General features: G+C 70.7%; 25 protein-coding genes. 6 read left to right on the top strand and 19 right to left on the bottom strand.

Translation table 11 applies throughout. From position 1 onward, the window contains the following. Positions 1-52: 52 nt before the first annotated feature. Positions 53-889: a CAP domain-containing protein gene (locus tag RTL41_RS09205; RefSeq protein WP_312163566.1), complete on the top strand. Its 837-nt coding sequence runs from the start codon at positions 53-55 to the stop codon at positions 887-889. Here the strand turns inward: RTL41_RS09205 and RTL41_RS09200 are convergent. From RTL41_RS09200 to RTL41_RS09135, 14 genes are all read right to left on the bottom strand, one after another. Continuing rightward, positions 886-1,725 carry an alpha/beta hydrolase gene (locus RTL41_RS09200; RefSeq protein ID WP_312163564.1) on the bottom strand — a complete coding sequence of 280 codons (840 nt, stop codon included), beginning with the start codon at positions 1,723-1,725 and terminating at the stop codon, positions 886-888. The two genes, RTL41_RS09205 and RTL41_RS09200, sit on opposite strands and share 4 nt — an antisense overlap. Positions 1,726-1,796: 71 nt before the next feature. Then, a complete protein-coding gene (locus RTL41_RS09195) occupies positions 1,797-2,306 on the bottom strand; it encodes a CarD family transcriptional regulator (RefSeq protein WP_312163562.1) in 510 nt (169 codons plus the stop codon). Between the two features lie 273 nt (positions 2,307-2,579). Beyond that, positions 2,580-2,921, bottom strand: coding sequence for a ferredoxin FdxA (gene fdxA / locus RTL41_RS09190; RefSeq protein ID WP_267232334.1), 342 nt, complete (start codon positions 2,919-2,921; stop codon positions 2,580-2,582). A gap of 100 nt (positions 2,922-3,021) precedes the next feature. Further along, a complete protein-coding gene (locus RTL41_RS09185; RefSeq protein ID WP_312163559.1) occupies positions 3,022-5,388 on the bottom strand; it encodes a penicillin acylase family protein in 2,367 nt (788 codons plus the stop codon). A 41-nt stretch (positions 5,389-5,429) separates the two neighbouring features. Next, the gene (locus tag RTL41_RS09180) at positions 5,430-6,203 is read right to left on the bottom strand and encodes a pseudouridine synthase (protein ID WP_312163557.1); all 774 of its coding nucleotides are present in this window, start codon (positions 6,201-6,203) and stop codon (positions 5,430-5,432) included. A 21-nt stretch (positions 6,204-6,224) separates the two neighbouring features. Further along, on the bottom strand, positions 6,225-6,506 hold the full coding sequence (locus RTL41_RS09175; protein ID WP_312163556.1) for an RNA-binding S4 domain-containing protein: 282 nt from the start codon (positions 6,504-6,506) through the stop codon (positions 6,225-6,227). Next, a complete protein-coding gene (locus RTL41_RS09170; protein ID WP_312163554.1) occupies positions 6,503-9,037 on the bottom strand; it encodes a helicase-related protein in 2,535 nt (844 codons plus the stop codon). The genes RTL41_RS09175 and RTL41_RS09170 overlap by 4 nt, the downstream gene beginning before the upstream one ends. Positions 9,038-9,078: 41 nt before the next feature. Further along, entirely contained in the window at positions 9,079-9,369 is a 291-nt protein-coding gene (locus RTL41_RS09165; protein WP_312163551.1) for a type II toxin-antitoxin system RelE/ParE family toxin, read from the bottom strand. A gap of 8 nt (positions 9,370-9,377) precedes the next feature. Continuing rightward, positions 9,378-9,611, bottom strand: a complete 234-nt coding sequence (locus RTL41_RS09160; protein WP_312163548.1) for a type II toxin-antitoxin system ParD family antitoxin — start codon at positions 9,609-9,611, stop codon at positions 9,378-9,380. Between the two features lie 74 nt (positions 9,612-9,685). Continuing rightward, the gene (locus RTL41_RS09155; protein WP_312163545.1) at positions 9,686-11,509 is read right to left on the bottom strand and encodes a DUF885 family protein; all 1,824 of its coding nucleotides are present in this window, start codon (positions 11,507-11,509) and stop codon (positions 9,686-9,688) included. Positions 11,510-11,606: 97 nt separating this feature from the next. Further along, positions 11,607-12,740 carry an ABC transporter permease gene (locus tag RTL41_RS09150; RefSeq protein WP_312163543.1) on the bottom strand — a complete coding sequence of 378 codons (1,134 nt, stop codon included), beginning with the start codon at positions 12,738-12,740 and terminating at the stop codon, positions 11,607-11,609. A 208-nt stretch (positions 12,741-12,948) separates the two neighbouring features. Beyond that, positions 12,949-13,866, bottom strand: coding sequence for an ABC transporter ATP-binding protein (locus tag RTL41_RS09145; RefSeq protein WP_312163541.1), 918 nt, complete (start codon positions 13,864-13,866; stop codon positions 12,949-12,951). Continuing rightward, a complete protein-coding gene (locus tag RTL41_RS09140; protein ID WP_312163539.1) occupies positions 13,863-14,837 on the bottom strand; it encodes an HlyD family efflux transporter periplasmic adaptor subunit in 975 nt (324 codons plus the stop codon). The genes RTL41_RS09145 and RTL41_RS09140 overlap by 4 nt, the downstream gene beginning before the upstream one ends. Continuing rightward, a complete protein-coding gene (locus tag RTL41_RS09135) occupies positions 14,834-15,478 on the bottom strand; it encodes a TetR/AcrR family transcriptional regulator (RefSeq protein ID WP_312163537.1) in 645 nt (214 codons plus the stop codon). Before RTL41_RS09135 ends, RTL41_RS09140 begins: the two co-directional genes overlap by 4 nt. 296 nt (positions 15,479-15,774) lie before the next feature. Here RTL41_RS09135 and RTL41_RS09130 point away from each other — a divergent pair, with 296 nt between their 5' ends. Both RTL41_RS09130 and rpmB read left to right on the top strand, forming a co-directional pair. Continuing rightward, positions 15,775-16,344: an OmpA family protein gene (locus RTL41_RS09130; protein WP_312163535.1), complete on the top strand. Its 570-nt coding sequence runs from the start codon at positions 15,775-15,777 to the stop codon at positions 16,342-16,344. A 346-nt stretch (positions 16,345-16,690) separates the two neighbouring features. Beyond that, positions 16,691-16,987 carry a 50S ribosomal protein L28 gene (gene rpmB, locus RTL41_RS09125; RefSeq protein ID WP_312163533.1) on the top strand — a complete coding sequence of 99 codons (297 nt, stop codon included), beginning with the start codon at positions 16,691-16,693 and terminating at the stop codon, positions 16,985-16,987. A 255-nt stretch (positions 16,988-17,242) separates the two neighbouring features. Here rpmB and RTL41_RS09120 read toward each other — a convergent pair whose 3' ends face one another. From RTL41_RS09120 to RTL41_RS09110, 3 genes are all read right to left on the bottom strand, one after another. Further along, the gene (locus RTL41_RS09120) at positions 17,243-18,271 is read right to left on the bottom strand and encodes an esterase-like activity of phytase family protein (RefSeq protein WP_312163531.1); all 1,029 of its coding nucleotides are present in this window, start codon (positions 18,269-18,271) and stop codon (positions 17,243-17,245) included. Between the two features lie 131 nt (positions 18,272-18,402). Then, the gene (cobT, locus tag RTL41_RS09115) at positions 18,403-20,352 is read right to left on the bottom strand and encodes a cobaltochelatase subunit CobT (protein WP_312163529.1); all 1,950 of its coding nucleotides are present in this window, start codon (positions 20,350-20,352) and stop codon (positions 18,403-18,405) included. A gap of 126 nt (positions 20,353-20,478) precedes the next feature. Beyond that, positions 20,479-21,705, bottom strand: a complete 1,227-nt coding sequence (locus RTL41_RS09110; protein ID WP_312163528.1) for a DUF4010 domain-containing protein — start codon at positions 21,703-21,705, stop codon at positions 20,479-20,481. Positions 21,706-21,905: 200 nt separating this feature from the next. Here RTL41_RS09110 and RTL41_RS09105 point away from each other — a divergent pair, with 200 nt between their 5' ends. Then, positions 21,906-22,325: a YciI family protein gene (locus RTL41_RS09105; RefSeq protein ID WP_312163526.1), complete on the top strand. Its 420-nt coding sequence runs from the start codon at positions 21,906-21,908 to the stop codon at positions 22,323-22,325. 67 nt (positions 22,326-22,392) lie between these two features. Continuing rightward, on the top strand, positions 22,393-22,572 hold the full coding sequence (locus RTL41_RS09100) for a DUF1328 family protein (protein WP_312163524.1): 180 nt from the start codon (positions 22,393-22,395) through the stop codon (positions 22,570-22,572). A gap of 449 nt (positions 22,573-23,021) precedes the next feature. On the opposite strand, the gene RTL41_RS09095 is transcribed toward RTL41_RS09100, so the two are convergent. Both RTL41_RS09095 and cobS read right to left on the bottom strand, forming a co-directional pair. Next, the gene (locus tag RTL41_RS09095; RefSeq protein ID WP_312163522.1) at positions 23,022-24,206 is read right to left on the bottom strand and encodes a DUF3089 domain-containing protein; all 1,185 of its coding nucleotides are present in this window, start codon (positions 24,204-24,206) and stop codon (positions 23,022-23,024) included. A 307-nt stretch (positions 24,207-24,513) separates the two neighbouring features. Further along, positions 24,514-25,518, bottom strand: coding sequence for a cobaltochelatase subunit CobS (cobS, locus tag RTL41_RS09090; protein WP_312163520.1), 1,005 nt, complete (start codon positions 25,516-25,518; stop codon positions 24,514-24,516). Positions 25,519-25,741: 223 nt separating this feature from the next. Here cobS and RTL41_RS09085 point away from each other — a divergent pair, with 223 nt between their 5' ends. After that, entirely contained in the window at positions 25,742-26,605 is an 864-nt protein-coding gene (locus RTL41_RS09085) for a TauD/TfdA family dioxygenase (RefSeq protein ID WP_312163518.1), read from the top strand. Positions 26,606-26,781: the final 176 nt, after the last annotated feature.

Below are 26,781 nucleotides of genomic sequence, written 5' to 3'. Positions count from 1 at the left end.
GACGCGAGTACGCAGCGGTGACGTGCATGTTTTCGGCCTGACGGGACTTCGGATGCAGACGCCAGCACCCTCCCGTGGCTTACACGGCGGCCTGTCGCGCCGAGCGCTGCTGGCTGGCCTCGGCGGGCTTGCGGCGCTGCCGGCGGCCGCCCATCCCCTCGCCATCTCCGAAGACGCCTGGCTGGGCTATGAGGCGCGGCTGGGCCGGCGGCTGCAGGACGCCGGCGGCGGGCGCTTCCAGGCGGCGACCGAGCGGGAGCTGCTGGCGCTGACCAATACGGCGCGGCGCGCGGCGGGCGCGGCCTCCTGCGGCTGGAACGAGGAGCTGGCGCGGGTCGCCAGGGCCCATGCGGCCGACCTGGCGGGGCGCGGCTATGTCGAGCATCTGTCGCCGGAGGGCTTCGACCCCACCCACCGCGTCGGCCTGCTGGCCCGGCGGATGATCGGCTCGGCCAGCGAGAACATCGCCTTCCGCCGCGCCGGCGATCCGACCTCGGCGGCCGAGCTGATGGGGATCTGGCGCAGGAGCACGCCGCACTGGACCAACCTGCTGCGCCCCCGCCATGCGCAGGCCGGGTTCGGGGTGGTGGCGAAGGGCGAGCGGACCTATGCGGTCGGCCTCTATGCGCGTCCCGACGGCGCCCTGGGCGCGCCGCTGCCGTTCCGCCTGGCCGGGGAGGGGGACCTCTCCAGCGCCCTGCGCGAGACGTCGCCGCATTTCGAGAGCTATGCGCTGGCCGACCCGCTGGACGAGGCCGCGGCCCGCGCCAGGCTGGAGGGCGCGGCCGCGGGGCCGCTGCCGCCGGGGGTCTACCAGTTGCGCCCGCGGCGGCGCATGGACGCCGGCCGCTACCAGGTGCTCTGGGGGCCGATCTTCGTGCGGGTCTAGCCCAGCAGGGCCAGCAGTTCGGCCCGGATCAGCGGCCAGGCGGCCGAGGTCGGGTCGATCAGTTCGAAATGTCCCGCGCCCGGGAAGTCCAGGATCTTCACGCGATCGCCGGCGGCCGAGGCCGCCTGGCCGTAGGCCTCGCCGAAGGCGCTCGGCACGATGTGGTCCAGCGCGCCGGAGACCACCACCTGGGGCGCGCCCAGCGGCAGCAGGCGGGGCGGCGAGGTGTCGCCATAGACGTCGGCGCGCGTCCCGGCGCCGACCAGGGCGTCGATGGTGCCCGGGCCGCCGCATTCGTCGGGACCGGCGGCGTGGTAGGCGGCCAGGTCGATGATGCCGGCCAGCGGGACGGCGCCGCGCGCCTTCAGCGGGTCGGGCATGTGCAGGGGGCTGGCGGGCGGCAGGCGGTGACGGGCCAGCGCCCAGATCGCCAGGTGTCCGCCGGCGGAATGGCCGGTGAGGACCACGCGCGAGAGGTCGAGGCCATGCGGGGCGGCCAGGGTCCGCACGTGGTCGACCGCATGGGCGACGTCGAGGAAGGCGCCGGGATAGCCGCCGCCCTCATGGCCGATCCGGCGGTACTCGATGTTCCAGACCGCCACGCCGTGGTCGCGCAGGTCGGCGGCCAGATAGTCCATCATCTCCAGGCCCGGCAGCTCGGCGAGCCAGCAGCCGCCATGGATGACGATCGCCAGCGGATGGGGGCCGGGGCCGGCCGGCAGCCAGAGCTCGCCGAACTGCAGCGGGGTCTCGCCATAGCGCTCGCGCAGCGTCGCGGGCCGGCGCGGCCGGGCCAGCAGGTCGAGATAGCCGATGGGGGCGGGCGGGGCGGACATGGCGGCCTCGGATACGAAAACGCCCGACCTGTCGGCCGGGCGTCTCGAACTTGCAACCGGGTGGGCGGGCCTTAGGCGGCGACCGCCTTCACCAGGCTCTTGTTGAGGATGGTGATCGCCGCGTCGCGGTCGATGCGCTCGATGGCGGCGACTTCGCGGGCCATGCGGTCCAGCGCCGATTCGTAGAGCTGGCGCTCCGAATAGGACTGTTCCGGCTGGTTCTCGGCCCGGTGCAGGTCGCGAACCACCTCGGCGATCGAGATCAGGTCGCCCGAATTGATCTTGGCTTCGTATTCCTGGGCGCGGCGCGACCACATGGTGCGCTTCACGCGGGCGCGGCCCTTCAGGGTGGTCAGCGCCTGGCTGACGACATTGCCCTCGGCCAGCGAGCGCAGGCCCGCGCCACGGGCTTTCGCCGTCGGAACGCGAAGGGTCATCTTCTCGTGGTCGAAGGTGATCACGTAAACTTCGAGAGAATAGCCGGCGACTTCCTGGGTTTCGATCCCCTGTACCTGGCCCACGCCATGGGCCGGATAGACGACGTGATCGCCGACGGAGAATTCCAGACCGCTCTTGCTCATTCGCTCAAGTCCTTTCGACTCGTCCGAACCCGTTAAGAGGCGTTAACCGGTTCCTCAAAAGGCAAAGGACACCCTCCGCAAAACTGCGCGGTGTCTGACCCCTGTAGGAACGGAATAGACCTCTAGGACACCCTTCGCCTTGTTACGGCGTACACTGGCCGGGGACGGCTCTTCTGCAGAAATTGATATGGCGTGCGTAGTCGCTACCGTCACATCAGCGCGGAAGGTAACATAAAAATCAGCCGAAAGAAAGGCTTGCCCCCTGGGGCGGCCTCAGGAGCCGCGGCCGGGCTTTTCGCTGAAGTACTTTTCGAACTTGCCGGTCTCGCGCTCGAACTCCTCGCGGTCGGCGGGCGGTTCGCCCTTCACCGTGATGTTCGGCCAGACCTTGGCGTAGTCGGTGTTGATCTTCAACCACTTGGAATCCGGGTCGTCCTCGGTGTCCGGCTTGATGGCGTCCACCGGGCATTCCGGCTCGCAGACGCCGCAGTCGATGCACTCGTCCGGATTGATGACCAGGAAGTTCTCGCCCTCATAGAAGCAGTCGACCGGACACACCTCGACGCAGTCCATGAACTTACATTTGATGCAAGGATCCATGACGATGTAGGTCATCGCGAGGTACAACTCCGGCGGCACGCTTCGGGCGGCGGTTTTTCCGGCTCCGGGCGCCCAAAGTCAATGGCCGTGGGCCGCAACTTATCTGGAAGGGGTGTTAGTCCCCGCCGGACGGCTTCAGTTTCAGCACCGTTTCCGTCGCCGCCTCGACCGCCGCGCGCGAATAGCTCAGCGGCACATAGTCGCCCCTGGCCCAGATCGGGAACAGGTCGCGGAAGTGCGGGCTGGCCGGATCGCCCGACTGGCCGGGCGTGTTGATCGCCACGCTGTTGTCCCAGGCGCCGACGTCCAGGACCATGCGGAACGAGGCGCCGGCGGTGACGCGGTAGTCGTTCGCCCGCCAGGTCGCGGCCAGCGGCGAGAGCGCCGTCCCGGCCATCGGGGCGGTCCCGCTCGACCAGGCGTCGCGGTCCGCGGCGGGCAGCAGCGGGGTCAGGGCGTGGTCGAACCGCGCCTGGTGCAGCTTGCCCCAGGCCCACGCCTTGGGATCGGGGCCGAGCTGGCCGGCGACTTCGTCATAGGCGGCCAGCAGGCTCTCGGCGAGGATGGCGTCGCGCGCGCCGGCCGGATCGACGCCGAGGCTGGCGTCGGGCGCCTCCAGCAACGCCATGACCGCGGCGAAGTCGCCATTGCCCACGGCCGCGCGGGCCGCCTGGGGCACGGCGCGGGCAACGCTCGCCTTGCCCAGGTGCTTGGTGGTCCAGACCTCGTAGAGCGCGGCGGCGGCGCTATCGGCGCTGGTCTTCTGGTCCCAGCCGGCCAGCAGGGCGATGGCGCCGGCGAGCTTGGCGTCGTTGGTCCTCACCCCGGCCAGCAGGGCGTTCATGCGGCGGGCGGTGACGTCGGTGGGGTCGGTCTGCAAGGCCATGGCGTCGGCCAGGGTCAGCTTGTCCTTGGCGCCCAGGACCTCCTCGATCCGCTGCATGCGCGCGGCGTTCGACCATTCGAACCCGACCTTACGCTCGGCATAGGGATAGTCGGCCGGCAGGTTGAGCTGGTTGGCCGAGGCGAACCAGCCGGAGGCCGGGTTGTGGGTGCTGGGCAGCTCCTCGAGCTTCAGGAAGCCGGCCCATTCGTAGCGGCCGTCGCCGGGGATCGGCAGCAGGCCGTCCCAGTTGGGGCGCTTGGGGACCTTGCCGGCCGCGACCCAGCCGATGTCGCCCCGGGTGTCGGCGAAGACCTGGTTCTCGGACGGCGCGCCCCAGTCGGAGAGCGCGTCCTTGAATCTCGGCCAGTCCTTGGCGGTCATGTAGCCCATGGAGCCGAAATAGGCCGACGTGCCGGGCTCGGCCCAGACGCTGCGCACCGCGAAGGCGCGGGCCTTGGCGGCGTCGGCGTAGACCACCGGGCCGTGGCGGGTGAAGCGAAGCTCGACCTTGCGCGCCGCCTCGCCCTTGACCTCGATGGTCTCGGTGAGCGTGGTCATCTCGGCCCAGCCGCCGGCGTAGCGGTAGCGGCCCGGGGCCTGCGGGTCGGTCTCGTAGACATAGAGGTCTTCCTGGTCGGCCGGGAAGATGGTCAGGCCGAAGGCGACCGTGCCGTTGTGGCCGATCGAGACGCCGGGCAGGGCCGGCTCGCCCGCCCCGATCACCGAGAAGCCGGGCGCCTCCATGTGCACGATGTAGCGCAGCGACGGGGTGCTGTGCTCGCGGTGCGGGTCGTTCGCCAGGATCGGCCGGCCGCTGGCGGTGCGCTCGCCGGCCACGGTCCAGTTGTTCGAGCCGATCGCCTCGGGCGGGATCTCCAGCATGGCGAGCCTGGCCTGCGAGCCGGTGAACCGCACGCCGCGCGTGGCAAGTTCGTAGTCGCCCAGCACCGCCTCGGTGACGTCGCAGGGATCGAGGCCCTCGGGGACCTTGGTCTCCCACTTCGGCTCGATGTTCTTGTAGAGCCTGGCCGCTTCGATCCCGGCGGCGCAGGCGATCCGGGCGCGGCCGACCTCGTTGGGGACATTGCGGGTCAGGCCGTGGCTGCGGATGCGGACCACGTCGTCGGCGCTCCAGCGGTCGGGCGTCGTGCCTGCGAGCTGGAACTCCCGCGGCAGCGGCCGTTTGCCGGCGGCGATCTCGTCGACATAGGCGTTGAGGCCGGCGACGAAGGCCTCGGTGTTGTCCCTGGCGCCGGCGCCGTAGGCGTTCCACTCGCGGTCCATGTCGCCGCGATAGAGGAAGAGCCGCGCGGCCCGATCCTGGGCGACATAGTCGGGGCCGAAGTCCCGGGCCAGCAGGCCCAGCCCGCGCTTACGCCACAGGTCGACCTGCCAGAGCCGGTCGCGGGCGACGTTGTAGCCCTGCAGGAAGAAGGCGTCGCGGGTGTCGGCCGCATAGATGTGGGCGATGCCCCAGCGGTCGATGCGGATCTCCGCCGGCTGGGCCAGCCCGGCGACGTTCAGCGTCTCCTGCCTGGGGGCGGCGTGGGCGGCGGTGGCGAGCAGAAGGGCGGACAGCGTGACCAGGCGTTGCATACGGCCACGCTAGGCCGGGCGCCGCCCGCGGGCAATCGTCCCTAGCCTTTCGACGCCGCGATCAGGGCGGCGCGCTCGTCGGCGCTCAGCGGCCGCCACTTGCCTTCCGGCAGGTCGCCGAGCTTCAGCGGCCCGACGCGGACGCGCATCAGGTCGACGACGCGCAGTTCGACCAGCTCGGCCATGCGGCGGATCTGGCGGTTGCGGCCTTCCTTCAGGACGATGTTGAGCTTCTGCTCGGTCAACTGGGTGACCTTGGCCGGGCGCAGCTTGCGGCCGTCCAGCTCCAGGCCGTGGCGCAGCAGGGCGATCTTCTGGGGCGTGATCACCCCGGTCAGGAGCACGTTGTACTCCTTGTCCATCTCGGATTCCGGCCCGATCAGGGCCTTGGCCAGCACGCCGTCCTCGGACAGCACCAGCAGGCCGCGCGACTCGCGGTCCAGCCGGCCGAGCGGGGCCAGGTTGTGGGCGGCGGTGGGGATGGTCGCCTGGGCCTCGCCCCACAGCGCCTGGCGGGTCAGCAGGGTGACGGCCTCGACCTGGTCGTCCTGCGGCAGCGACGAGACGACGCCCATCGGCTTGTGCAGCACGATCGACAGGCTGGAGCTCAGCTTTTCCTGGGCGCTGTCGTTCAGCACCAGGGTCTGGCCGGGCAGGATCTTGCGGCCGGCGTCGTCCACCCGCTCACCGTCGATGAACACCAGCCCCTGGGCGATCAGGCCCTCGGCCTCGCGCCGCGAGCAGACGCCGCTCTGGGCGAGCCACTTGTTGACGCGCTGGGGTTCGGGATCGTCGTAACGTCGGGTCCAGGCCATGGCGTCCATGTACGGCGCGGGCTAGCCGGCGTCCATCGGGGCGTACAGCGTGCGGGCTTCTTCGGCCGGGCCGCGGCGCTCCCCCAGAGCGGCCACCTCGACGGCGATCAGGCGGCCGCCGAGCGCGAACACCAGGCGGTCGCCGATCTTCACCGGCCGCGCGCACTTGTCGATGCGGGTCTCGGCCCCGGCGCGGGTCAGGCGCACCTTGCCGTCGTCGAGGAACTTGGCGGCCAGGGAGCGGGTCTTGAAGAACCGCGCGCGCCACAGCCACACGTCCGCCCGGCAGGCGTCCTCGCTCACGACGCCTGGCTCCGCGCCGCCTTGGGCTTGCGCCGCCGGCGCGGGCGACGGGCAGGCGGCGGCTGGTCCTTCAGCGCGGCCAGGGCGGCGAAGGGCGAGTCGACCGGCGGCGGGGCCTTGGCCTCGGGGCGGGGCTTCTCGCCGCGGCGGCGCCAGACCAGGGGCGCGCCCTCCTTGGGCCTGGTGGTGGGGGCAAAGCCCAGGGCGCGCATGATCTCGCGGGCGTCGGCCTCGCTCCAGCCCAGTTCCTCGCGGGCCTGGTCGGAGAGCAGCCCCGCCTTGGGCGCGGCGCGCAGCAGGGCGTCGAGCCGCTCCAGCGTCTCGACCGGGACGGCGTGGCGGCCGACGGCCCGCAGGCCGAAGGCGGCCAGCGCCTGGGGCGAGGGCGGCGGGCCGTTCAGGCGGCCCACGCTCACCCGGCCTTCGCGCGGGACGAAGCCCTGAGCGAAGGCGAGCGAGGCGGGCCTCAGCAGCGCCGGCAGGTAGAGGCTGAAGGCGCCCAGGCGCACGCCCAGGGACTTCAGCGTGCGGCGCTCGACCTGGCTCAGCGCCTTGGCCTCGGCCCGTACCAGCTCGCGGTCGAGCACGCCGCCGGCCTCGATCAGCCGGTAGGCGACCCCGCGGGCCAGGCCCTTGACCTTGCCGGTCGAGACGGCGCTCTCCAGCCGGCGCAGCGGCGCCAGCCGGCGGGCGGCCTCGGCGGCCAGGAACGCTTCCAGCCGCCGCGCCGCGCGCTCGCGGGCCTGGGCCGGGCCGAGCTCGCCATAGAGCCGCACGCGGGGCGTGAACGGGGCGCCGCCGGAGAAGGCGGCCGTCGCCTCGCCGCGCCAGAGCACGACGCCGTCCGGGGTGAAGGAGAAGGCCTCGTCCGGCTCGGCCGCCAGCCGGCCCAGCCGCTTGGCGATCTCCGGCCCGACGGCGGCGACGGCGGCGGCGCGCAGGGCCTTCTCCTCGATCACGGACGAGCCCTGGGCCGGCGCGAAGGCCACGCCGCTCAGCTTGCCGACATACTGCCCCTCGACCGTGACCGCGCCGTCGGCCGCGACCCCGGCCAGCAGGTCGCCGCGCACGTGCAGGGCGCGCATCAGGGCGCTGGTGCGGCGGTCGACGAACCGCGCCATCAGCTTCTCGTGCAGGGTGTCGGAGAGCCGGTCCTCCAGCAGCCGCGTCTGGCCCTGCCAGCCGCCGGGATCGGCCAGCCAGTCGGGGCGGTTGGCGACATAGGCCAGGGTGCGGACGCTGGCCAGCCGCGCCGCCAGGGTGTCGATCTCGCCGTCGGTGCGGTCCAGATGCCTGTACTGCCCGGCGATCCAGTCCTCGGGCACCTTGCGGTCGCGACTGGTTAGCCAGCCGAAGAACTCGCGCACCAGGCGGATGTGCTCCTCGCCGGAGGTCTTGCGGAAATCGGGCGTCTGGCAGACGTCCCACAGCCGGGTCATGGCCGAGCGGTCGCGCAGGGTGCGGTCGATCACCTCCGGCTCGTCGGCCAGGGCGCGCAGGGTCTTCTCGTCCAGCGCCTCGGCCGACAGCTTCAGGCCCGGCTGGGCGGGCGGCGCGGCCAGCGAGTGGGTCAGCGCCTTCAGGGAGCTGAAATCGAGGGCGGCGTTGCGCCACTCGGCGGCGGTGACGGCCTCGAAGTGGTGCTGCTCGACCGCCTCGATCAGGTCGGCGTCCATGTCCTCGCACTCGCCGGTGACGCCGAAGGTCCCGTCGCGGGTGAAGCGCCCGGCGCGGCCGGCGATCTGGCCGACCTCCGGGGGATGCAGGAACCGCGTGCGCTTGCCGTCGAACTTGCGCAGGCCGGCGAAGGCCACATGGTCGACGTCCATGTTGAGGCCCATGCCGATGGCGTCGGTGGCGACCAGGAAGTCGACCTCGCCGGACTGGTAGAGCGCGACCTGGGCGTTGCGGGTGCGCGGGCTCAAGGAGCCCATGACCACCGCCGCCCCGCCGCGCTGGCGGCGGATCAGCTCGGCGATGGCGTAGACCTGGTCGGCCGAGAACGCGACCACGGCCGAGCGGCGCGGCAGGCGGGTGAGCTTCTTGGGGCCGGAATAGGTCAGGCGCGAGAACCGCTCGCGGGTGACGATCTCGGCGTCGGGCAGCAGCCGGCGGATCAGCGGCGCCATGGTCCCGGCGCCCATGAACATGGTCTCGAACCGGCCGCGGGCGTGCAGCAGCCGATGGGTGAAGATGTGGCCGCGCTCGGGGTCGGCGCAGAGCTGGATCTCGTCGACGGCCAGGAACTCGACCTGGCGGCTCAGCGGCATCGCCTCGACCGTGCAGACGAAGTACTGCGCCCGGGCCGGGACGATCTTCTCCTCGCCGGTGATCAGCGCCACGCAGGAGGGGCCGCGCAGCTTGACGATCCGGTCATAGATCTCGCGCGCCAGCAGCCGCAGCGGCAGGCCGATCATGCCGCTGGCATGGCCCAGCATCCGCTCGACGGCCAGGTGGGTCTTGCCGGTATTGGTCGGCCCGAGCACCGCCACCAACCTGGGCGGGCCGAAGTCCGACAGACGCGCGCTCATGAACCGAAGGTGGGGCGGGAATCACCGCGCGGCAAGCGGGGCTAAAGATGCCGGCCGATGTCCATCCGCTGGTGAAGCACCCGGACCACATCGAGCATCTCGTCGACGAGCCGATAGAATACGATATGTGAGCCGACGGAGACCTTGAAGTAACCGGCTCGAACCTCGTCGCACGCACGGCCGTGGAGCGGGTGGGCTGCCGCTCGCTCGATCGCGCGTCGGATGTCCAGAACGTAGTCCGTGGCGCGCTCGGCGCCCCAGCGATCGGCGCTGTAGTCCCAGATCTCGCTGAGGTCGGCCTTCGCCTTGGGCGAAAGGACATACGGGAGCATGGACGGGTCTAGGCGCGCTTGGCGGCGATGAATGCGTCGAAATCGAAGGGAGTCGAAGGGCCGCTCTCCTCGCCCTCGATCAGGGCAAGGCGCAGAGCTTCAAGCTGCGCCTCGCGTTCCTCCAGAAGGCGCAGGCTGGCGCGCACGACCTCGCTGGCGGAGGCGTAGCGCCCCTTTGCGACTTCCGTCTCGATGAACGCCGAGAAGTGCTCGCCAAGGCTGATGGACGTGTTCTTACCCATGCGAAGACAATACCAAGAATTGGTACCCATGGCCAGTCCGGCGGCGGCAGGAGCCGCCGCCGGCGCTTGGGGCCCTACTTCGCCGAGGCGATGTAGTTGTCGATGACCTGGTCCAGGACCGTCAGCGGGGTTCCGCCCGAGAGCAGGCCCGCGTCGTGGAACTTGCGGATGTCGAACTTGCGGCCCAGGGCCTTCCTGGCCCGCTCGCGGGCGTTCATCCAGGTGATCTTGCCGACCATGTAGCTGCAGGCCTGGCCGGGCCACACGCAATAGCGCTCGACCTCGGTGATGGCGCTGGCCTCGGCGTCGCCGATGTTGTCGACGAAGTACTTCACCGCCTTCTCGCGGCTCCAGCGCTTGTGGTGCATGCCCGAGTCGACCACCAGGCGGACGGCGCGGAACATGGCGTCGTGGAGCATGCCGATGTGGCCGAGCACGTCGTTGTCGTACATGCCCATCTCGACCGCCAGTTGCTCGGCGTAGAGCGCCCAGCCTTCGCTGTAGCCCGAGAAGCCGATCACCTTGCGGATCAGCGGCAGGTCGCCGGCCTCGTTGTTGAGGGCGAGCTGCAGATGGTGGCCGGGAAGACCCTCGTGATAGGTCAGGGTCGGCAGGGTCCAGGCGGGCACCTCGGCGGTGTCGCGCAGGTTGATCCAGTAGATACCCGGGCGCGTGCCATCCAGGCTGGGCGAGAAGTAGTAACCGCCCGGGGCGCCGGCCTCGGTGGCCGGGGGCACGCGGCGGATTTCCAGCGGCGCCTTGGGCAACTGGCCGAACCATTGCGGCAGCTTGCCCTGGATGATCTTCACCTGCTCGTTGAGCTTGGCCAGCAGTTCTTCCTTGCCGGCGTCGGTGTTCGGATAGACCTGCTTGGGATCCTCCGCCATGGCGCGGTAGCGCTCGCCGACCGGGCCCTGGCTGTAGCCGGCCTTCTTCATCAGCGCGTCGGCCTCGGCGCCCAGGCTGCGGACCAGGTCGAGGCCGGTCTGGTGCACCTCGTCGGGGGTGATGTTCGAGGTCGTGTAGTTGCGCAGGCCCAGGCGGTAATACTCATCGCCATCCGGCAGGCGCCAGCAGCCGGCGTCGTGCACGGCCTTGGGGCGCAGCTCCTCCAGCAGGGCGAGCTGGCGGGCGAGGGCGGGGCGGACCTTCTCGCCGTAGAGCCCCTGCGCCTGGCCGGCCCAGTCGCCGGCGATGTTCTTCTCCTGGGTCCGGCGCACGAGGCTGGCGACCAGCGGGGCCTTGTCCGGCTCGTAGGCCAGGAACGCCTTGAGCTGGGTGATCGCCTTGTCGAGCACGAAATCCGGCGGGGTGACGCCCAGGGCCACGTCATGGCGGACCACGTCGGCCTCCTGGTCGAGCAGGCGGCCGAAGGCTTCCATCCGCGCCACATAGGCGTCGGCGTCGTCCTTGGCCTCGATCCGGTGCTGGGTGTCGAGGAAGTCCGGCATCTGCTGGTAGGCGCCGGTGAGCTGCGAGATCACATAGGGCGAGTTCACGCCCTGGCCGCCGTACTGGAAGCGGCGGTTGGCCTCGTCCTGCACCGCCAGCACGAACTCGACGGTGTCGTAGTTGACCGCGTCCATGCCCTTGAGCTGCTTGCGGTCGAGGCTGCGCAGGTCCTTGAGGTCGCGGGTGGTGTTGGCCTTGTTCTCGGCCAGGGCGGTCAGCGAGAAGTCGGACAGTTCCGACTTGGTCCAGGCCAGGTCGCCCTTGTCGATGCCGAGCGCGGTGGGCAGCTCCGGCGCGCGGCGGAAGGTCTGGGCCATCGCCTTGTCGAAGAAGGCGTACATCTTGGCCGCTTCGCCGCTCGGCGCGGCGGCGAAGGCGAGTTTGGGCGCGGCGGCGGCGGCGCCGAAGGCGGCGGCGCTCGCCAGGAGTTGGCGACGATTGTGCATGGGGTCCCCCCGTAACTGTAACCTTGGCTTCGCTGTTACACCGCGGCGGGCGAAGGCTCCCGTTAAATCGCGCTAATCTGGCGCCGGGGCTGGGCGATCAATCCAGGGTGCGGCGATAGCGGGCCATGGCCAGGGCGGTGACGACGCAGACGAAGGCGGTCAGGGCCAGCAGCTCGCGCCACATGTCCTCGATGCCCTGGCCTTTCAGCAGCGCCCCGCGGACCACGCGCAGGAAGTGGGTGACGGGCACCACCTCGCCGATCGCCTGGGCCCAGGCCGGCATGCCGCGGAACGGGAACATGAAGCCCGAGAGCAGGATCGAGGGCAGGATGTAGAACACGCTCATCTGCATGGCCTGCAACTGGGTGCGGGCGATCGTCGACATCAGGAAGCCCAGCGCCAGCGATCCGACGATGAACAGGGCCACCCCCAGCGAAAGGCCGAGCCAGCCGCCCATCATCGGCACGTCGAACAGGAAGCGGGCCAGCAGCAGGATGATCGCGGTCTGGACCAGGCCGACCAGGACGTAGGGCGCGAGCTTGCCGGCCATCACCTCGATCGGCTCGACCGGCGTGGCCAGCAGGCTCTCCATGGTGCCGCGCTCGGCCTCGCGGGTCACCGACAGCGCGGTCATCATCACCAGGGTCATCGAGAGGATGATCCCCAGCAGGCCGGGCACGATGTTGTAGGCGGTGACCGCCTCGGGGTTGTAGCGGCGGTGGACGACGACCTCGAACGGCGGGGCGGCCTGGCCGCGGGCCGCCAGCGCGCCCTTCAGGTCGTTGACCAGGGCCTGCTGCGGCAGGGCGGCGAGGGCGGCCACCGCCGGGCCGGTGGCCGAGGGGTCGGCGGCGTCGACCTCGACCAGGATCTGGGCCTGGTCGCCGCGGGCGACGCGGCGCGTGAAGTCGCCGGGGATGGTGATCGCGAACTGCACCTCGCCGCGGCGGACCATCGCATCGAGCTCGGCCGGCGTGCGCGCCTGGGCGACGAGGTCGAAATAGGCGCTGTTCCTCAAGGCCGCGGTGATCGAGCGGGCGAAGACGCTGTCCTCCTGCACCAGCAGGGCGGTCGGCAGGTGGCGCGGCTCGGAATTGATGGCGTAGCCGAACAGCAGCAACTGCACCACCGGGATGGCCAGCATCATCGCGTAGGTCAGCCGGTCGCGGGTGAGCTGCTTGAACTCCTTGATCATCACCGCCAGCACGCGGGTCGCCGAGACGCCGTTCATTCTGCTTCACTCCCGAGGAAGCTTCGCAGGACAGGTCTTGCAGGCGCCCCAACCGGGTCGTCATCCTCGGCCGCGTCAGCGTGCCGGGGATCCATACGCGCGTGGTGCGCTGGAAAAGCGCTGAGTCTATGGATGGCCGGGACCTGGCGGCCCGGCCATGACGAACTGGGGTTGAGGGCCTGCCCTCCGAAGCCTTGGCAAAGTGGGGTCATCGGAAGTTGTCCTCCGACGTCTCCATCAGGCGGATGAAGACGTCTTCGAGGCTGGGCTCGACCTGCGTCCAGGTGAACGGCGCGCGACGGTAGGGGGCGAGCGCGGCTTCGAGCGCGGCGCGGTCGGTTCCCGAGACGTGCAGCGACTGGCCGAACGGCGCGGCCATGGCGACGCCGGGCAGCTTGCCGATCTCGACCGCCAGCCGGTCGACGCCCGGCCCCTCGCCGTTGAAGGTGACCAGGCGGGTGTCCTCGATCACCTGCTGGGCCGTGCCGCGGGCGATCAGCCGGCCGTAGCTGATGTAGGCGATCTCATGACAGCGCTCGGCCTCGTCCATGTAATGGGTGGAGACCAGCACGGTCAGGCCCTCGGCCGAGAGGGCGTGGATCTCGTCCCAGAAGGTGCGCCGCGCCTTGGGATCGACGCCGGCGGTGGGTTCGTCGAGCAGCAGCAGCTTGGGCTCGTGCAGGGTGGCGGTGGCCAGCGCCAGGCGCTGCTTCCAGCCGCCGGACAGCGAGCCGGCGAGCTGGCCGCGGCGCTCGATCAGGCCCAGCCGCTCCAGCGCCTGGTCGACCCGCTGCCGGCGGCGGTCGAGGCTGTGGATGCGGGCGGAGAACTGCAGGTTCTCCTCGATGGTCAGGTCCTCGTAGAGCGAGAACTTCTGGGTCATGTAGCCGGCGCGGCGCTTGATCAGGTTGGCCTGACTGATGATGTCGAGGCCGAGCGCCGTGCCCTCGCCGCTGTCGGGGGTGAGCAGGCCGCAGAGCATCCGCAGGGTGGTGGTCTTGCCCGAGCCGTTGGGCCCGAGGAACCCGCAGATCTTGCCCTCTTCGACCTGCAAGGAGACGTCCTGGACGACGTGCTTGTCGCCGAAGCTCTTGTTCAGCCCGCGGACGTCGATGGCCAGGGTCACTTGGCGCGCTCCAGCGGCTGGACGTCGACCGGCTGGCCGGGATTGAGCCGGGCCGAGGGGACGGCCTCGACCAGGAACACCATGCGGTCGCGGGTTTCGCGGCTGTAGATCACCGGCGGGGTGAACTCGGGGCGGGGGCTGATGTAGCTGACCTTGGCGGTGAGGCTGGCCGGGCAGCCGTCACAGGCGAACTTGACCTGCGAGCCGACCCTGTAGGCCGAGACGTCGGCCTGGGGCACGAAGAAGCGGAGCTTGATGCGGTCGTCCGGCAGCAGGGCCAGGATCGGCTGGTTGGCGGCGGCCCACTCGCCGGTCTGGAAGAAGACGTCCTCGACCCGCGCCGCGCCGGGGGCCAGCGGGGCGACGTCGGAGAGCCGGGCGTCGGCGGCGGTGAGCGCCGCGCCGGCCTGGGCCACCCGGCTGTCGGCGGCGCGGATCTGGTCCTCGCGCGCGCCGAGAGCGGCGGCCTGGCGCTGCCTGCGTGCGGCGGCGACCTGGGCCGTGGCGGCGTCATAGGCGGCCTGGGCGTCGTCGAGCCGGGCCTTGGCGTAGACGCCCTTCTCCACCAGCGGGCGGACGCGGCGCAGGGCCGATGCGGCGTCGCGGGCGGCGGCCTCGGCGGCGGCGAGGTTGGCGTCGAAGACCGCCAGTTCGACCGGGCGCTGGCCCTTGCGGGCGTCGGCGGCCTGGGCCTGGGCGGCCGCGACCTCGGCGCTGGCCTGGTCGCGCGCGCCCTGCAATTGCGAGGGATCGACCACGAACAGCTTCTGGCCGGCGGCGACTCGGTCGCCGCGCTGGACCAGCATCTGGTCGACGCGGCCGGCGACGGGCGAGGCCAGGTAGAGCGGCTCGCCCTCGACATAGCCCGACAGCGCCGGCGTGCGGTGCAGGCGCGGGAACGCCCACAGCGCGGCGACCAGGGCGAGCGCGACCAGCAGCAGGGCGACGACCAGCAGGCGTTGCGGCTTCATGCGTCGGCTCCGGCTTGGGTCAGCATGCCGCGGAGCCAGAGCTCCACGTGCTGCTGGGCCAGGGAAGGGATGTCGAGCGGCTCGGCGCCGACCGGCACGAAGGTCTCGCGCCAGATCACGCCCAGCAGCATCGGCGAGACCAGCGAGACGGCGTACTGGCGCGGGTCGCCGGGGCGCAGCTCGCCGCGGGCCTGGGCCTGGGCGATCGCCGCGGTCATCGCCCCGAGCGCGGGAGCCACGAGGCTGTCGTGCCAGGCGCGGGCGAGTTCGGGGAAGTTCCGCGACTCGCCGATCACCATCTTGATGATCCCGCCGACCGGCGAGGCGGCGGCCAGGCTGGAGATGATCGCGGCGAGGGCGCGCAGCAGGTCGGGGAACGACCGGCCATGGGCGGCGATGGCCGCCTGGACCAGGCCGAGATTGGGGGCCACGCCCTGTTCGATCACCGCGCGGAAGATGTCCTCCTTGGTGGCGAAGTAGAGGTAGAGCGCGCCCTTGGAGATCCCGGCCCGGGCGGCGATGTCGTCCAGCCGCGCGGCGGCGAAACCCTTTTCGGAGAAGACCTCGATGGCGGCGGCGACGATCTCGTCGGGGCGGTCGGCCTTGCGTCGCTTGAACTTGGGTTGTCCGGCAGGGGGCATGTGACCCACCACAAATAACTGACTGGTCAGTCATTACGACTTAGGGCCGCGGGCGGCAAGGGCTTCGCCGCCTCCGGCCCTCGGGCCAAACTCCGGAAAGACCCGGACAAGGTCGGCCCCTGGCCGCCTGGCCAGGGTGCGACGGAACGTCGCCATAAGCGCGCGCAACCATGCGCGGCGATGGCCGTTACGGACGCCGAAGTCTGCCCGTTCCATGCGGGAAAACCCTTGGCTCATCAGGGGTCTTTGAAAGCGTCCAGACTTAAGACAGAGGCGACGGGAGAGGTCGTAACAAGATGATCGGTACAAAAACTCGCGGGGTGGTGCTGAGCGTGATCGCCATGGGGACCCTGGGTCTCGGGGGCTGCGCCACCAAGAAATACGTCAACGAACAGGTGGCCGTGGTCGACGGCAAGGTCGCGCAGCACGAAACCCGCCTGGGCGAACTGGACAACACCTCGCGCGAAGCCCTGGAACGCGCCACCGCCGCCGGCAAGCTGGCCGAGGGCAAGTTCATGTATTCGGTGGTGATGTCGGACGACGCGCTGAAGTTCCCGCTCGGCAAGGCGACCCTGTCGCCGGAAGCCGAGTCGCGGCTGTCGGCCTTCGCCGAGCGCCTGAAGAGCGAAAACAAGAACGTCTATGTCGAGGTGCAGGGCCACACCGACGCGACCGGCTCGAGCGAGGGCAACCTGCGCCTGGCCGCCGCCCGCGCCGAAACGGTTCGCCGCTATCTCAACAAGCAGGGCGTGGCCCTGAACCGGATCGCCACCATCGCCTATGGCGAGGACGAGCCGGTCGCCCCCAACGACACCCGCGAAGGCCGCATGGCCAACCGCCGCGTGGTGCTGGTGGTCCTGTCCTAAGACGGCTGGAAGCTCCGCGTGCTCGCGCGCGGAGCTTTTTCGTGCGTGCTCAGCGAACGGCGTTCGGGAGAATGTCGGGGCTGGGGAACGCGGGCGAAACGAAACATGACCGAATCAGCGACTCGCGCCGATTCAGTTTTTGTTCCCTACAAGCTATTGTATCTCAAGGTCATCGGACCACAATCGGGTTCGCAGGCCGTGAACCGCCGGAGTCGTTTTTCTGGCCTGTCGGGGCGCCCAATCGCCGGCTCCGCCTTGACGTCGTGCAGGGCCTTCGACTATATCGCCCGCTCCTTGGCGCGGGTTCGCCCGCCGCCCATCCCTTTCTCGCGTAGGTCATACAGCCATGTCGCGTCGTTGCGAACTTACCGGTGTCGGTCCCATGGTCGGCCACAACGTCAGCCACTCGAACATCAAGACGAAGCGCCGCTTCCTGCCGGCCCTGTCGCCCGCCACGCTCCAGTCGGACGCGCTGGGCCAGTCGTTCCGCCTGCGCATCAGCAACGCCGCGCTGCGCACGCTGGACTTCAAGGGCGGCCTGGACGTGTTCCTGGCCGGCGCCCGCGACGAGCAGCTCTCGCCGCGCGCCTTGAAGATCAAGCGCCAACTGAAGGCCAAGCTGGCCAGCCAAGCCGCCGCCTGAGGCGCGCTCAAGCTACAAGCGTTCGGAAAGGCCGTCCTTCGGGGCGGCCTTTTTCGTTTCGGCGCCGCGATCGGCAAAGCTGCCGATTGGGCGCGAAATGCGCAGAATCGGTCCGGCGAACCTGCCGATAGGGCGGTTTGGCGTGACGATAGGGCGCCAAGCGGCAGGTTTTGGCTCTGGGGCTTGCAGGAAGCTGACGGTCGAGCGCTCGCAGGCGTCATGCCGGCGGTGCGATGGCGCCGATACGCTTCGTCGCTAGCGGGCCGGCGTCCAGTCGAAGGCCAGCAGCAGGGTGCGCTGGCTGCTTTGGAAGTTGTCGTCCGAGAGCAGGTAGAATCGCACCGCGCCGTCCTTGGCCGGGACCGCGGCGATGGCCTCGAAATTGTCGATGCTGAGCGGCCGGGCGAGGTCGAGCCGGCCGACCTCCGCGCCCCGGGCGTCTTGGATGGTCAGGGTCACGCGGTTGCCGCGCACCGGGTCCCAGGCGCGCAGCAGCCAGGCGGTGCGCTGGCCGGGCAGGCGGGTGAGCGCGACGAGGCCGAACTCCGGCGGCTTGGCGATGGTCGGGCCGGGGACGCAGCCGGCCGAGAGGCGGCAGGTCCAGGTCTGGCCGCTCTCCTCGCCGCCGGCGAGATAGGCGTCGGGGCCGGCGTCGGGATCGGGGCCGAGCGCCTCCATGCCGCCGTTGGGCGGGAACTTCGCGTCGGGGGCCGGCGCCTCGCGCGGCGGGCCGCCGTCGGCCGGGTAGTGCCAGATGCGGTGGCGCTGCTCGAAGCTGATCAGCATGTCGCCGTTCGCCAGCAGGGCCATGCCCTCGGAATCGGCCTCCAGCTTGCCCTGCAGCGGCTGGCCGTCGAGGCCGGCCAGGGCGCTGAGGCGGCCATCCTCCAGCCCGACCAGCCGGCCGGCCCTGTCGAGCACCAGCCTGGCCCTGACCAGGTCGCCCTCGTCGCTGACCGCGGTCAGCTCGACGCCGTTGCGCACGGCCATGTCGGAGAGGCCGTGGAAGCGGGCGGTGTCGGCCGAGGAGAGGACCAGGCCGCCGGCGTAGCGGAACTCCATCTGCGAGGGCGGCGGAGGATCGCCTGGCTTGCCGTCGGCGAAAACGACCAGCACGCCATCACGAACGACCTGCTGGCTCGGGTCGGCCGGGTTCAGCGGGACCGCGGCGGCGGTGATGGTGAAGCCGGGGCCGGCCGGCAGCGGCGCGGTCGGCAGGGCAGGGGCCTGCTGGGCGCAGGCGGCGAGGGCCAGGGCGGCGAGGGCTGAGGCCGCGACCCTCATTGCGCGCCCTTTGGGAGCCGCATGGCTGACGGAGGGGGCGGGCGAGCGGTCCCCCTCCATCACGCTGCGCGTGGTCCCCCTCCCCCGTGAACGGGGGAGGAGGGAGGTCGGGCGGCGGCCTCCGACGTGGATCACGCCACGGCTCTCCGGACTTCCTTGAAGGTGGAGCGGCGGGCGGCGCCGCCTTGCGGCCCCTGCGTGCTGGGGGGCGGTTGCAGGAGGCCGGCGGTCTTGCGGGTGACCTTGCGGACCTCCTCGTCGAACAGTTCGGCGAGCTGGTCGACGATGACCCCGGCCAGTTGCTCGACGTCGACGATGGTGACGGCCCGGCGATAGTAGCGGGTGACGTCGTGGCCGATGCCGATGGCGATGAGCTGCACCGGGCTCTTGGTCTCGATCTCGGTGATCACGTCGCGCAGGTGGCGCTCCAGGTAGTGGCCCGAGTTCACCGACAGGGTCGAATCGTCGACCGGGGCCCCGTCGGAGATGACCATCAGGATGCGGCGCTGCTCGGGGCGGCCGATCAGGCGCTGGTGCGCCCACATCAGCGCCTCGCCGTCGATGTTCTCCTTGAGCAGGCCCTCGCGCATCATCAGGCCGAGGTTGCGGCGGGCGCGGCGCCAGGGGGCGTCGGCGGCCTTGTAGATGATGTGGCGCAGGTCGTTGAGGCGGCCCGGCTGCGGCGGCTTGCCGGCCTTCAGCCAGTCCTCGCGCGAGGAGCCGCCCTTCCAGGCCCGGGTGGTGAAGCCGAGGATCTCGGTCTTGACCCCGCAGCGCTCCAGCGTGCGGGCCAGGATGTCGGCGCAGACCGCCGCGACCATGATCGGGCGCCCGCGCATGGAGCCGGAATTGTCGATCAGGATGGTGACGACGGTGTCGCGGAACTCGGTGTCCTCCTCCTCCTTGAAGGCGAGGGAGGCGGTCGGGTCGGTGATCACCCGGGTCAGGCGCGCGGTGTCGAGCAGGCCCTCCTCGAGGTCGAAGCTCCAGGAGCGGTTCTGCTGGGCCATCAGCTTGCGCTGCAGCTTGTTGGCCAGGCGCGAGACGACGCTGGAGAGGCTGGCGAGCTGCTGGTCGAGATAGGCCCGCAGGCGGGTCAGCTCCTCGGCGTCGCACAGCTCCTCGGCGGCGACGATCTCGTCGTGGGCGGTGGTGAACACCTTGTAGGTGGCCTGCTTGGCCTCGCCCTTGAGGTCGGGGCGGGCGGGTTGCTCGCCCTCGCCCATCTCCGGCGGCTCGTCGGTGTCCTCGGCGTTCGGATCGTCCTCCGCCTGCATCATCTGGCTGTCGGCGTCCTCGCTCTCGCGATGGGTCGCCTCGTTCTCGTCCATGGCGGTCTGCTGCGGGGACTGGCCCTCGCCTTCGCCCTCGTCGCCGTCGTCCTGGCTCTCGGCCTCGCCGTCCTCGCTGTCGCCTTCCTCGTCGGCCTGGTCGGGGGCGTCGGACAGGTCGTCGCCCATGGAAAGGTCGCGCAGGATGGTGCGGGCGATCTTGGCGAAGGCCTTCTGGTCGTCGGCGGCCTGGGCCAGGCGGTCGAGGTCGGCGCCGGCCTTGGACTCCACCTCGGCGCGGAACAGGTCGACCAGGGGCTGGGCCATGGCGGGCGGCGGCTCGCCGGTCATGCGCTCGCGCGCCAGCAGGGCGACGACGTCGGCCATCGGCGGATTGGCCAGGGCTTCGAGCTGGTTGAGCGGCTTCTTGGCCCAGGCGTGCTCGTGCACGGCGCGCAGGTTGGCCTTCACGCCGCCCAGCGCATTGGCGCCGACCGCCTCGATGCGGGCCTGTTCGAGCGCGTCGTAGACCGGCGCGCCGAGCGCCGAGGCCGGACGGCCCCTGGCGTGGGCGGCGACGTCGTGGTGGGCGATGCGCAGGGCCATCTGGTCGGCCAGGCCGCGGATGCGGGCGGCGTCGGCCGGGGTCAGGTCGCGCGGCGGATGGGGCAGCACGGCGCGGTTGCCCGATAGCTGCGGGCCCTCGCCCGAATAGACGATTTCCAGGTCCGGCTTCTCAGCCAGTGAGCGCGCGGCGTGGGCCAGGGCGCGCTTGAAGGGCTCGACAGGGCTTTCCGGGTTCTTGGCCATGGGCTGTCATTTAGAACGACGGTTCGCCTCGCCCAAGGGGGAATGCGCAGGTGACGCGAGGGCAAGGCCGCATTCGGCCCACGATCGGCGTTCGGGGCGGGCGCCTGATCGCGGAGCCGCCGGGCCTCACAGCCCGAAGCTGGCCTGGAGCAGGGCGCCGAGCCAGGCGGCGGCGGCGACCAGGACCAGGCCCGGGACGACGCGCCAGGCGAAGGCGCGCTGGCCGCCGGAGAAGGCGAAGACCATCTTGGTCAGGGTGTTGCTGGTCAGGCCGGCCAGGATCGGCAGGACGGCGGCGCCGGGCTCCATGTGGCCCGAGGCGGCCAGCGAGGCGATCGAGATCGCCGCGGCGTGAGCGTCGACCAGGCCGGCGGCGGCGGCGCCCACCGCAGCCCCGGCCCCGCCGAACCGGGCGCTGAGCGCGGCCGAGACGACGAGGATGACCGCCAGCGTGCCGGCGAAGACCAGGGCGGTGGTCAGGCTGAAGGCCTGGCCGGGGTCGGCGTGCTCCTCGTCCGGCGGCTGGCGCAGCGCCTGGAGCGTGAACACCGCGCCATAGGCGACCGCCGCCAGCCCGGCGCAGGCCAATGGCGCGGCCATGGCCTGCAGGGTCGGCATGCTGATCGCGGCGAGCAGCACGGCCATCTGCACGATCGTCGCCACGGTCGAGAGCACCGCGCCGGCCACCGCGCCGGCCAGGACGCCCGGGGTCTTGGCCGCGCGGGCCGACATCGCGCCGATGGTGGCGGTGCTGGACACGAAGCCGGAGGCGAGGCCGGCCAGCGGCAGGCCAAAGCGCACCCCGAGGGTGCGGATGGCCACGTGGCCGGCCGCGCTGATGGCCAGCAGCAGGATGACCACCAGCCAGATCGAGCGCAGGTTCAGGGCCTGATACGGCCCGACGGCCTGGTCGGGCAGCAGCGGCAGCACGACCAGGGTGGCGCCGGCCAGGAGCAGGCCGCTGCGGACCTCGTCGGCCGTCAACACCGAGCCGACGAAATGATGCAGCGGCGTGCGGGCGGCCAGCAGGATCGCCACCACCACCCCGACGCCGGCCGCGATCATCGGCTGCGGGATCGCCAGGGCGCCGACCAGCACCGCCAGCACCAGGGCGAGCTCGGTGGTGAGGCCGGGGTCGTCCTCGCCCAGGTCGCGCCAGTATCCGAGCGCGGCGAAGGCGGCGACCGCGGCCGTGACGATCGACAGCAGGACCACGCCGCCGACCAGCAGGCCGACCGCCCCGGCCAGGGTCGCGACCGTGAAGGTGCGGATCCCCGCCGCCGAGGGGGTGGGGCGTTCCTGCTTGCGGCGCTCGCGCTCGGCGCCGATCAGCAGCCCGACGCCCAGGGCCACGGCGAGGTTGAGGATCGGTTCGTCGGGAATGGCGCGCGCCTCCTGGCCGTTCGCCGTCCGCGGCGAGGGGTCTTCGGGAGACTACAGGGCCGGCGGCCGGCCGCACCGGTGAAATTTCGCGGCCGGGCCTGTCGGTGTGCGCAGGCGCCGTTCGTCCTATGCTCGAACGGGCCGGGAGGGCCCAAGCCAAGGAGACGACGATGCGCGTGATGGTTCTGGTGAAGGCGACGGTCGACAGCGAAGCCGGCGCGATGCCGTCGAGCGAACTGCTGGAGGCGATGGGCCGCTACAACGAACTGCTGGTCGAGGCCGGCATCATGAAGGGCGGCGACGGATTGCAGCCGTCCTCGAAGGGCAAGCGGGTGGCGTTCGACGGCGACAAGCGCGTCGTCATCGACGGCCCGTTCGCCGAGACCAAGGAGGTCGTGGCCGGCTACTGGCTGTGGGAGGTCAAGGACATGGACGAGGCGGTGGCCTGGGTGAAGCGCTGCCCCAATCCGATGCCGGGCCCCAGCGAGATCGAGATCCGCCCGTTCTTCGAGATGGAGGACTTCGGCGAGGCGCTGACGCCGGAGATCGCCGAGCTGCACGACCGGGTGCGCGAGAAGGCGGGGCGCTGAGCGCGCAGACGCGAGCGGAACGGCCGAGCCTGGAGGGCGTTGGCTCTGCAGGTTTAAGGAGAACCCGATGTTGAAGTGGGCTCTGATATTCGCGGTGGTGGCGTTGATCGCCGGCGCCCTGGGCTTTGGCGGCATCGCCGGGGCGGCGGCCGGGATCGCCAAGATCCTGTTCTTCGTCTTCCTGGTCGGTTTCGTGGTGTTCCTGGTGCTCGGCTTCCTGGCCGGGCGGAAGATCACCGGCGGATAGCCGCGGGGCGGCGTTGGTTACCCACGTCCTGCGATCGTCATCCCCGGCCGCGCAGGCGTGCCGGGGATCCATATGCGCCTGGGATCGCCGGCGGACCTCGGCGTCTATGGATGGCCGGGACCTGGCGGCCCGGCCATGACGAGCCGTTGGGGGAAAATCATACTCCTGGCCGGGCGGAAGATCACCGGCGGATAGCTGCGGGGCGGCGTTGGTCATCCTCCCCTGCTTTGGCGGGGGAGGGCGCGCGCATATGGCGTCGCCGCCCGCTCCGCTCGTCATCCCCGGCCGCGCAGGCGTGCCGGGGATTCATATGCGCCTGGGATCGCCGGCGGACCTCGGCGTCCATGGATGGCCGGGACCTGGCGGCCCGGCCATGACGAGCCGATACCCCAGCCCAGTGCAGGGGGAGCCGCTGGCTCAAGGCCGGCCGCCGCCCCCTCCACCGGCGGTTAGTTCTTGGCCAGGTAGGCTTGCGACTGGGTTCCGACGAGGTCGACCAGGTTCCCCATGGCCAGGTTCACGTCGATGAGGTGCAGGCCCCAGTCCTTGAGCACCACCGGGCCGACCTTCACGTCGCCGGCGATGTCGTCCGTGCGCGGATCGTTGGGGTCGGCGTTGATGTGGACCGAGAGATAGTCGAAGCCGTCCCTGGAAACGCACTCGCCGGTCAGCAGGCCGGGGACCGAGACGAACGGGGTCGTGACCTTGGCGCCGTCCTTGGTCCAGGCCGGCGGGGCGGCGGCCTCCGCGGCGATCATCGCGCCCGAGGACAGGTAGGCGTGCAGCTCGCCCTTGCCGCCGCCGAGGGCGGCCGGGTTGACGCAGGCCGCCTGCATGGCCGGGTTCGGCTCGCGCGGGACGCCGAAGCGGCTGCCGGCCGGGGGCGGCGAGGTCTCGCGGAAGCTGACATAGGCCACGGCGCAGCCGATCTGGGTCGCCGACCTGCAGAGCGGGATCGACTTGAAGGTTCCGACGTCCTGGCCCTTGAGCACCGGCAGGTTGGTCCCGAGCAGCAGGGCCGAGATCAGCCTGGCTTGCGCCGGCTTGCCGTCGATCTCCCTGGCGATCAGCTCGGTCAGCAGGCCAGCCCCCTGGGAGTGGCCGATCAGCACCACGCCGCGGCCGTTGTTCTCGTGGGTCAGGTAGTGGTTCCAGGCGTCGGCGACGTCGTCATAGTTGGTGGTCGGCATCGGGCCGGCCGGCGGGGTGGCGCCCGGCGCCATGCGCGCGCGCAGGGTGGTCAGGGTCACCTGCCGGTACATCGGCGCGTAGATCCGGCACTTGGAGCCGAAGCGGGCGAGCTGCTGCTCGACCACGCGGCGCTCCTCGGCGTCGGGGGTCATGTCGGAGAACACGCCCGGATCGTTGGAGACGGTCGGATAGACGTAGAAGCAGTCGACCGCGGCGGCGGGATCGGGCTTCCAGGTCTCCTGGGTCATGGCGCCGTCGGCGGCGATGACGGTGGTGGTGTTGTCGATGGCGCAGGCGTCGGCGCGACCGGGCCAGCAGAGCCAGGCGTCGGTCTTCGAATAGTCGTTACGGGCGGCGGCGGCCGGCTCCTGGGCGAAGGCCGGAGCGCTGAAGGCGCTGAAAAGCAGGCCGGCGGCGGCGGCCGCGAGCGTGATCCTGGACATGTTTCCCCACTTGAAAATCTATTGTTCGCAATGGGGGCGGAGAATGCGCAGATCACCGGCGAGCGTCCAGTCCCCTTGGCGTGGGCTCGCGACGAAGACTGCAGACAGTTCTGGAAGGCGGCGCGTGAGCGACGTCAGTATTTCAACCACCAAGGACACCAAGGACACCAAGGGGGCCGCGCTTACCGAGCCCTTGGTGTCCTTGGTGTCCTTGGTGGTGAATCTTCGGCGCCGAGGCCAGGCTCGGCGCCGCCGATGTCATGACAGCCGCTTCATAGCCGCTGGGCGGCGGGGACGCGGCCCGGTCCTAGGCCACGCGGACGCGGGCGGTGCTTTCCGGCAGGTCCTGGCCGAAGGCGCGCTGGAAGAACTCGGCCACGGTGCCGCGCTCGAGCTCGTCGCACTTGTTCAGGAAGGTCAGGCGGAAGGCGAAGGCCAGGTCGCCGCCGAAGATCTCGGCGTTCTGGGCCCAGGTGATCACGGTCCGCGGGCTCATGACGGTCGAGATGTCGCCGTTCATGAAGGCGTTGCGGGTCATGTCGGCGACGCGGACCATCGCGGCGATGGTGCGCTTGCCTTCCGGGCTGTCGTAGTGCGGGGCCTTGGCCAGCACGATCTCGGCCTCGACGTCGTGGGCCAGGTAGTTGAGCGTGGTGACGATCGACCAGCGGTCCATCTGGCCCTGATTGATCTGCTGGGTGCCGTGATAGAGGCCGGTGGTGTCGCCCAGGCCGATGGTGTTGGTCGTGGAGAACAGCCGGAAGAACGGGTTCGGGCGGATGACGCGATTCTGGTCGAGCAGGGTCAGCTTGCCCTGGGCCTCCAGGATGCGCTGGATGACGAACATCACGTCCGGGCGGCCGGCGTCGTATTCGTCGAACACCAGGGCGACGGGGCGCTGGATCGACCAGGGCAGGATGCCCTCGCGGAATTCGGTGACCTGCTTGCCGTCCTTCAGGACGATGGCGTCCTTGCCGACCAGGTCGATGCGCGAGACGTGGCTGTCGAGGTTGACCCGGATCAGCGGCCAGTTGAGGCGCGCGGCGACCTGCTCGATGTGGGTCGACTTGCCGGTGCCGTGATAGCCCTGGACCATCACGCGGCGGTCGTAGGCGAACCCGGCGCAGATGGCCTTGGTGGTTTCCGGGTCGAACTTGTAGGCCGGGTCGATGTCCGGCACGTGGGCGTCGCGCTCGGAGAAGGCCGGCACGGTCATGTCCACGTCGACGCCGAAGGTTTCGCGGACCGAAACCTTCCTGTCCGGGACCAGGGCGATCAGCTTGTCGTCTTGCGTATTGGCGAAAGAGGTCATGGCGCGGTTCGATTACAAGGTTACGGGGCCGATGCAAACGGCTGTTTGCGCGTGACGTAGCGTCGACCTGGGAAGGGCGACTTCTTTAGCCGGTTTCCGCGGCGCAGGGCAGACCGGTCGGGCGCGGAAGGCGCAGACCGCCCGTTGGCGCGTGATGTCAAATCTTCGGCGTCCAGGATCAAGTCGGCCGGCGTAGGGTCGTGGCGAAGAGGAGGAAACGACCATGGGCCAGATGCTCGCCGACGCCATCGCCGTCACGCCGCAGCCGAGCGGGTTCGGGGCGGAGGTCACCGGGCTCGACCTCTCTGCGCCGCTGGACGCGCGGACGCTGGGCCAGGTCAAGGACGCCTGGGCGCGGCATGCGGTGCTGGCCTTTCCCGACCAGCCGCTGAGCCTGGAGGCGCTGGAGGCCTTCACCCTGCAGATCGGGCCGTTCGGGGTCGACCCGTTCATCAAGCCGATGGCCGGCCATCCCAACGTGCTGGAGCTGCGCCGCGAGCCGGACGAGAAGGCCAGGAACTTCGGGGCCGGCTGGCACTCCGACTGGAGCTTCCAGAAGCAGCCGCCGGCCGCGACGCTGCTGCGCTCGGAGGTCACCCCGCCGGTGGGCGGCGACACCCTGTTCGCCGACTGCACGCGGGCCTATGAGGCGCTCTCGGACGGGATGAAGGCGTTGCTGGCGCCGCTGCGGGCGGTGCATTCGGCCACCCGCGCCTATGGGACGCAGGGCGTCTTCGCCAAGGAGACCGAGGCGCGGACGATGGAGATCATCGTCTCGGCCGAGGCCGATAAGACGCAGATCCACCCGCTGGTGCGCACCCATCCGGTCACCGGCCGCAAGGCGCTGTTCGTCAGCCCGACCTACACCGTCGGCATCGAGGGCCTGACCTACCAGGAGAGCCACGCGATCCTGGGCTTCCTCTATGCGCACATGACCGACGAGCGGTTCGTCTACCGCCACAAGTGGCGCCAGGGGATGCTGCTGATGTGGGACAACCGCTGCACCGTGCACTTCGCCGACGGCGGCTATGACGGCCACCTGCGGGTCATGCACCGCACGACCGTGGCGGGGGACGCGCCGGTTTAGGGGGCTTGCCTGAAGTGTCATCCCGGCTGGAGCGAAGCGGAAGGCCGGGACCGGGATTGTCTGTTTGAAGTGATGCAATGTTGGGGTGCCGGAGGCAGGTCCGGGGTGACACCTGCTTTTTCTCCGGCAGCGGCTGGCGCAAGCTGCTCGGCGGATTTTGAAACACCAAGACCACG

Origin of the sequence: Phenylobacterium sp. (assembly GCF_031984885.1) — a bacterium.
Lineage (GTDB): Bacteria > Pseudomonadota > Alphaproteobacteria > Caulobacterales > Caulobacteraceae > Phenylobacterium.
The sequence above is the reverse complement of the archived record's forward strand: the minus strand, read 5'-3'. Positions and strand labels throughout refer to the sequence as shown.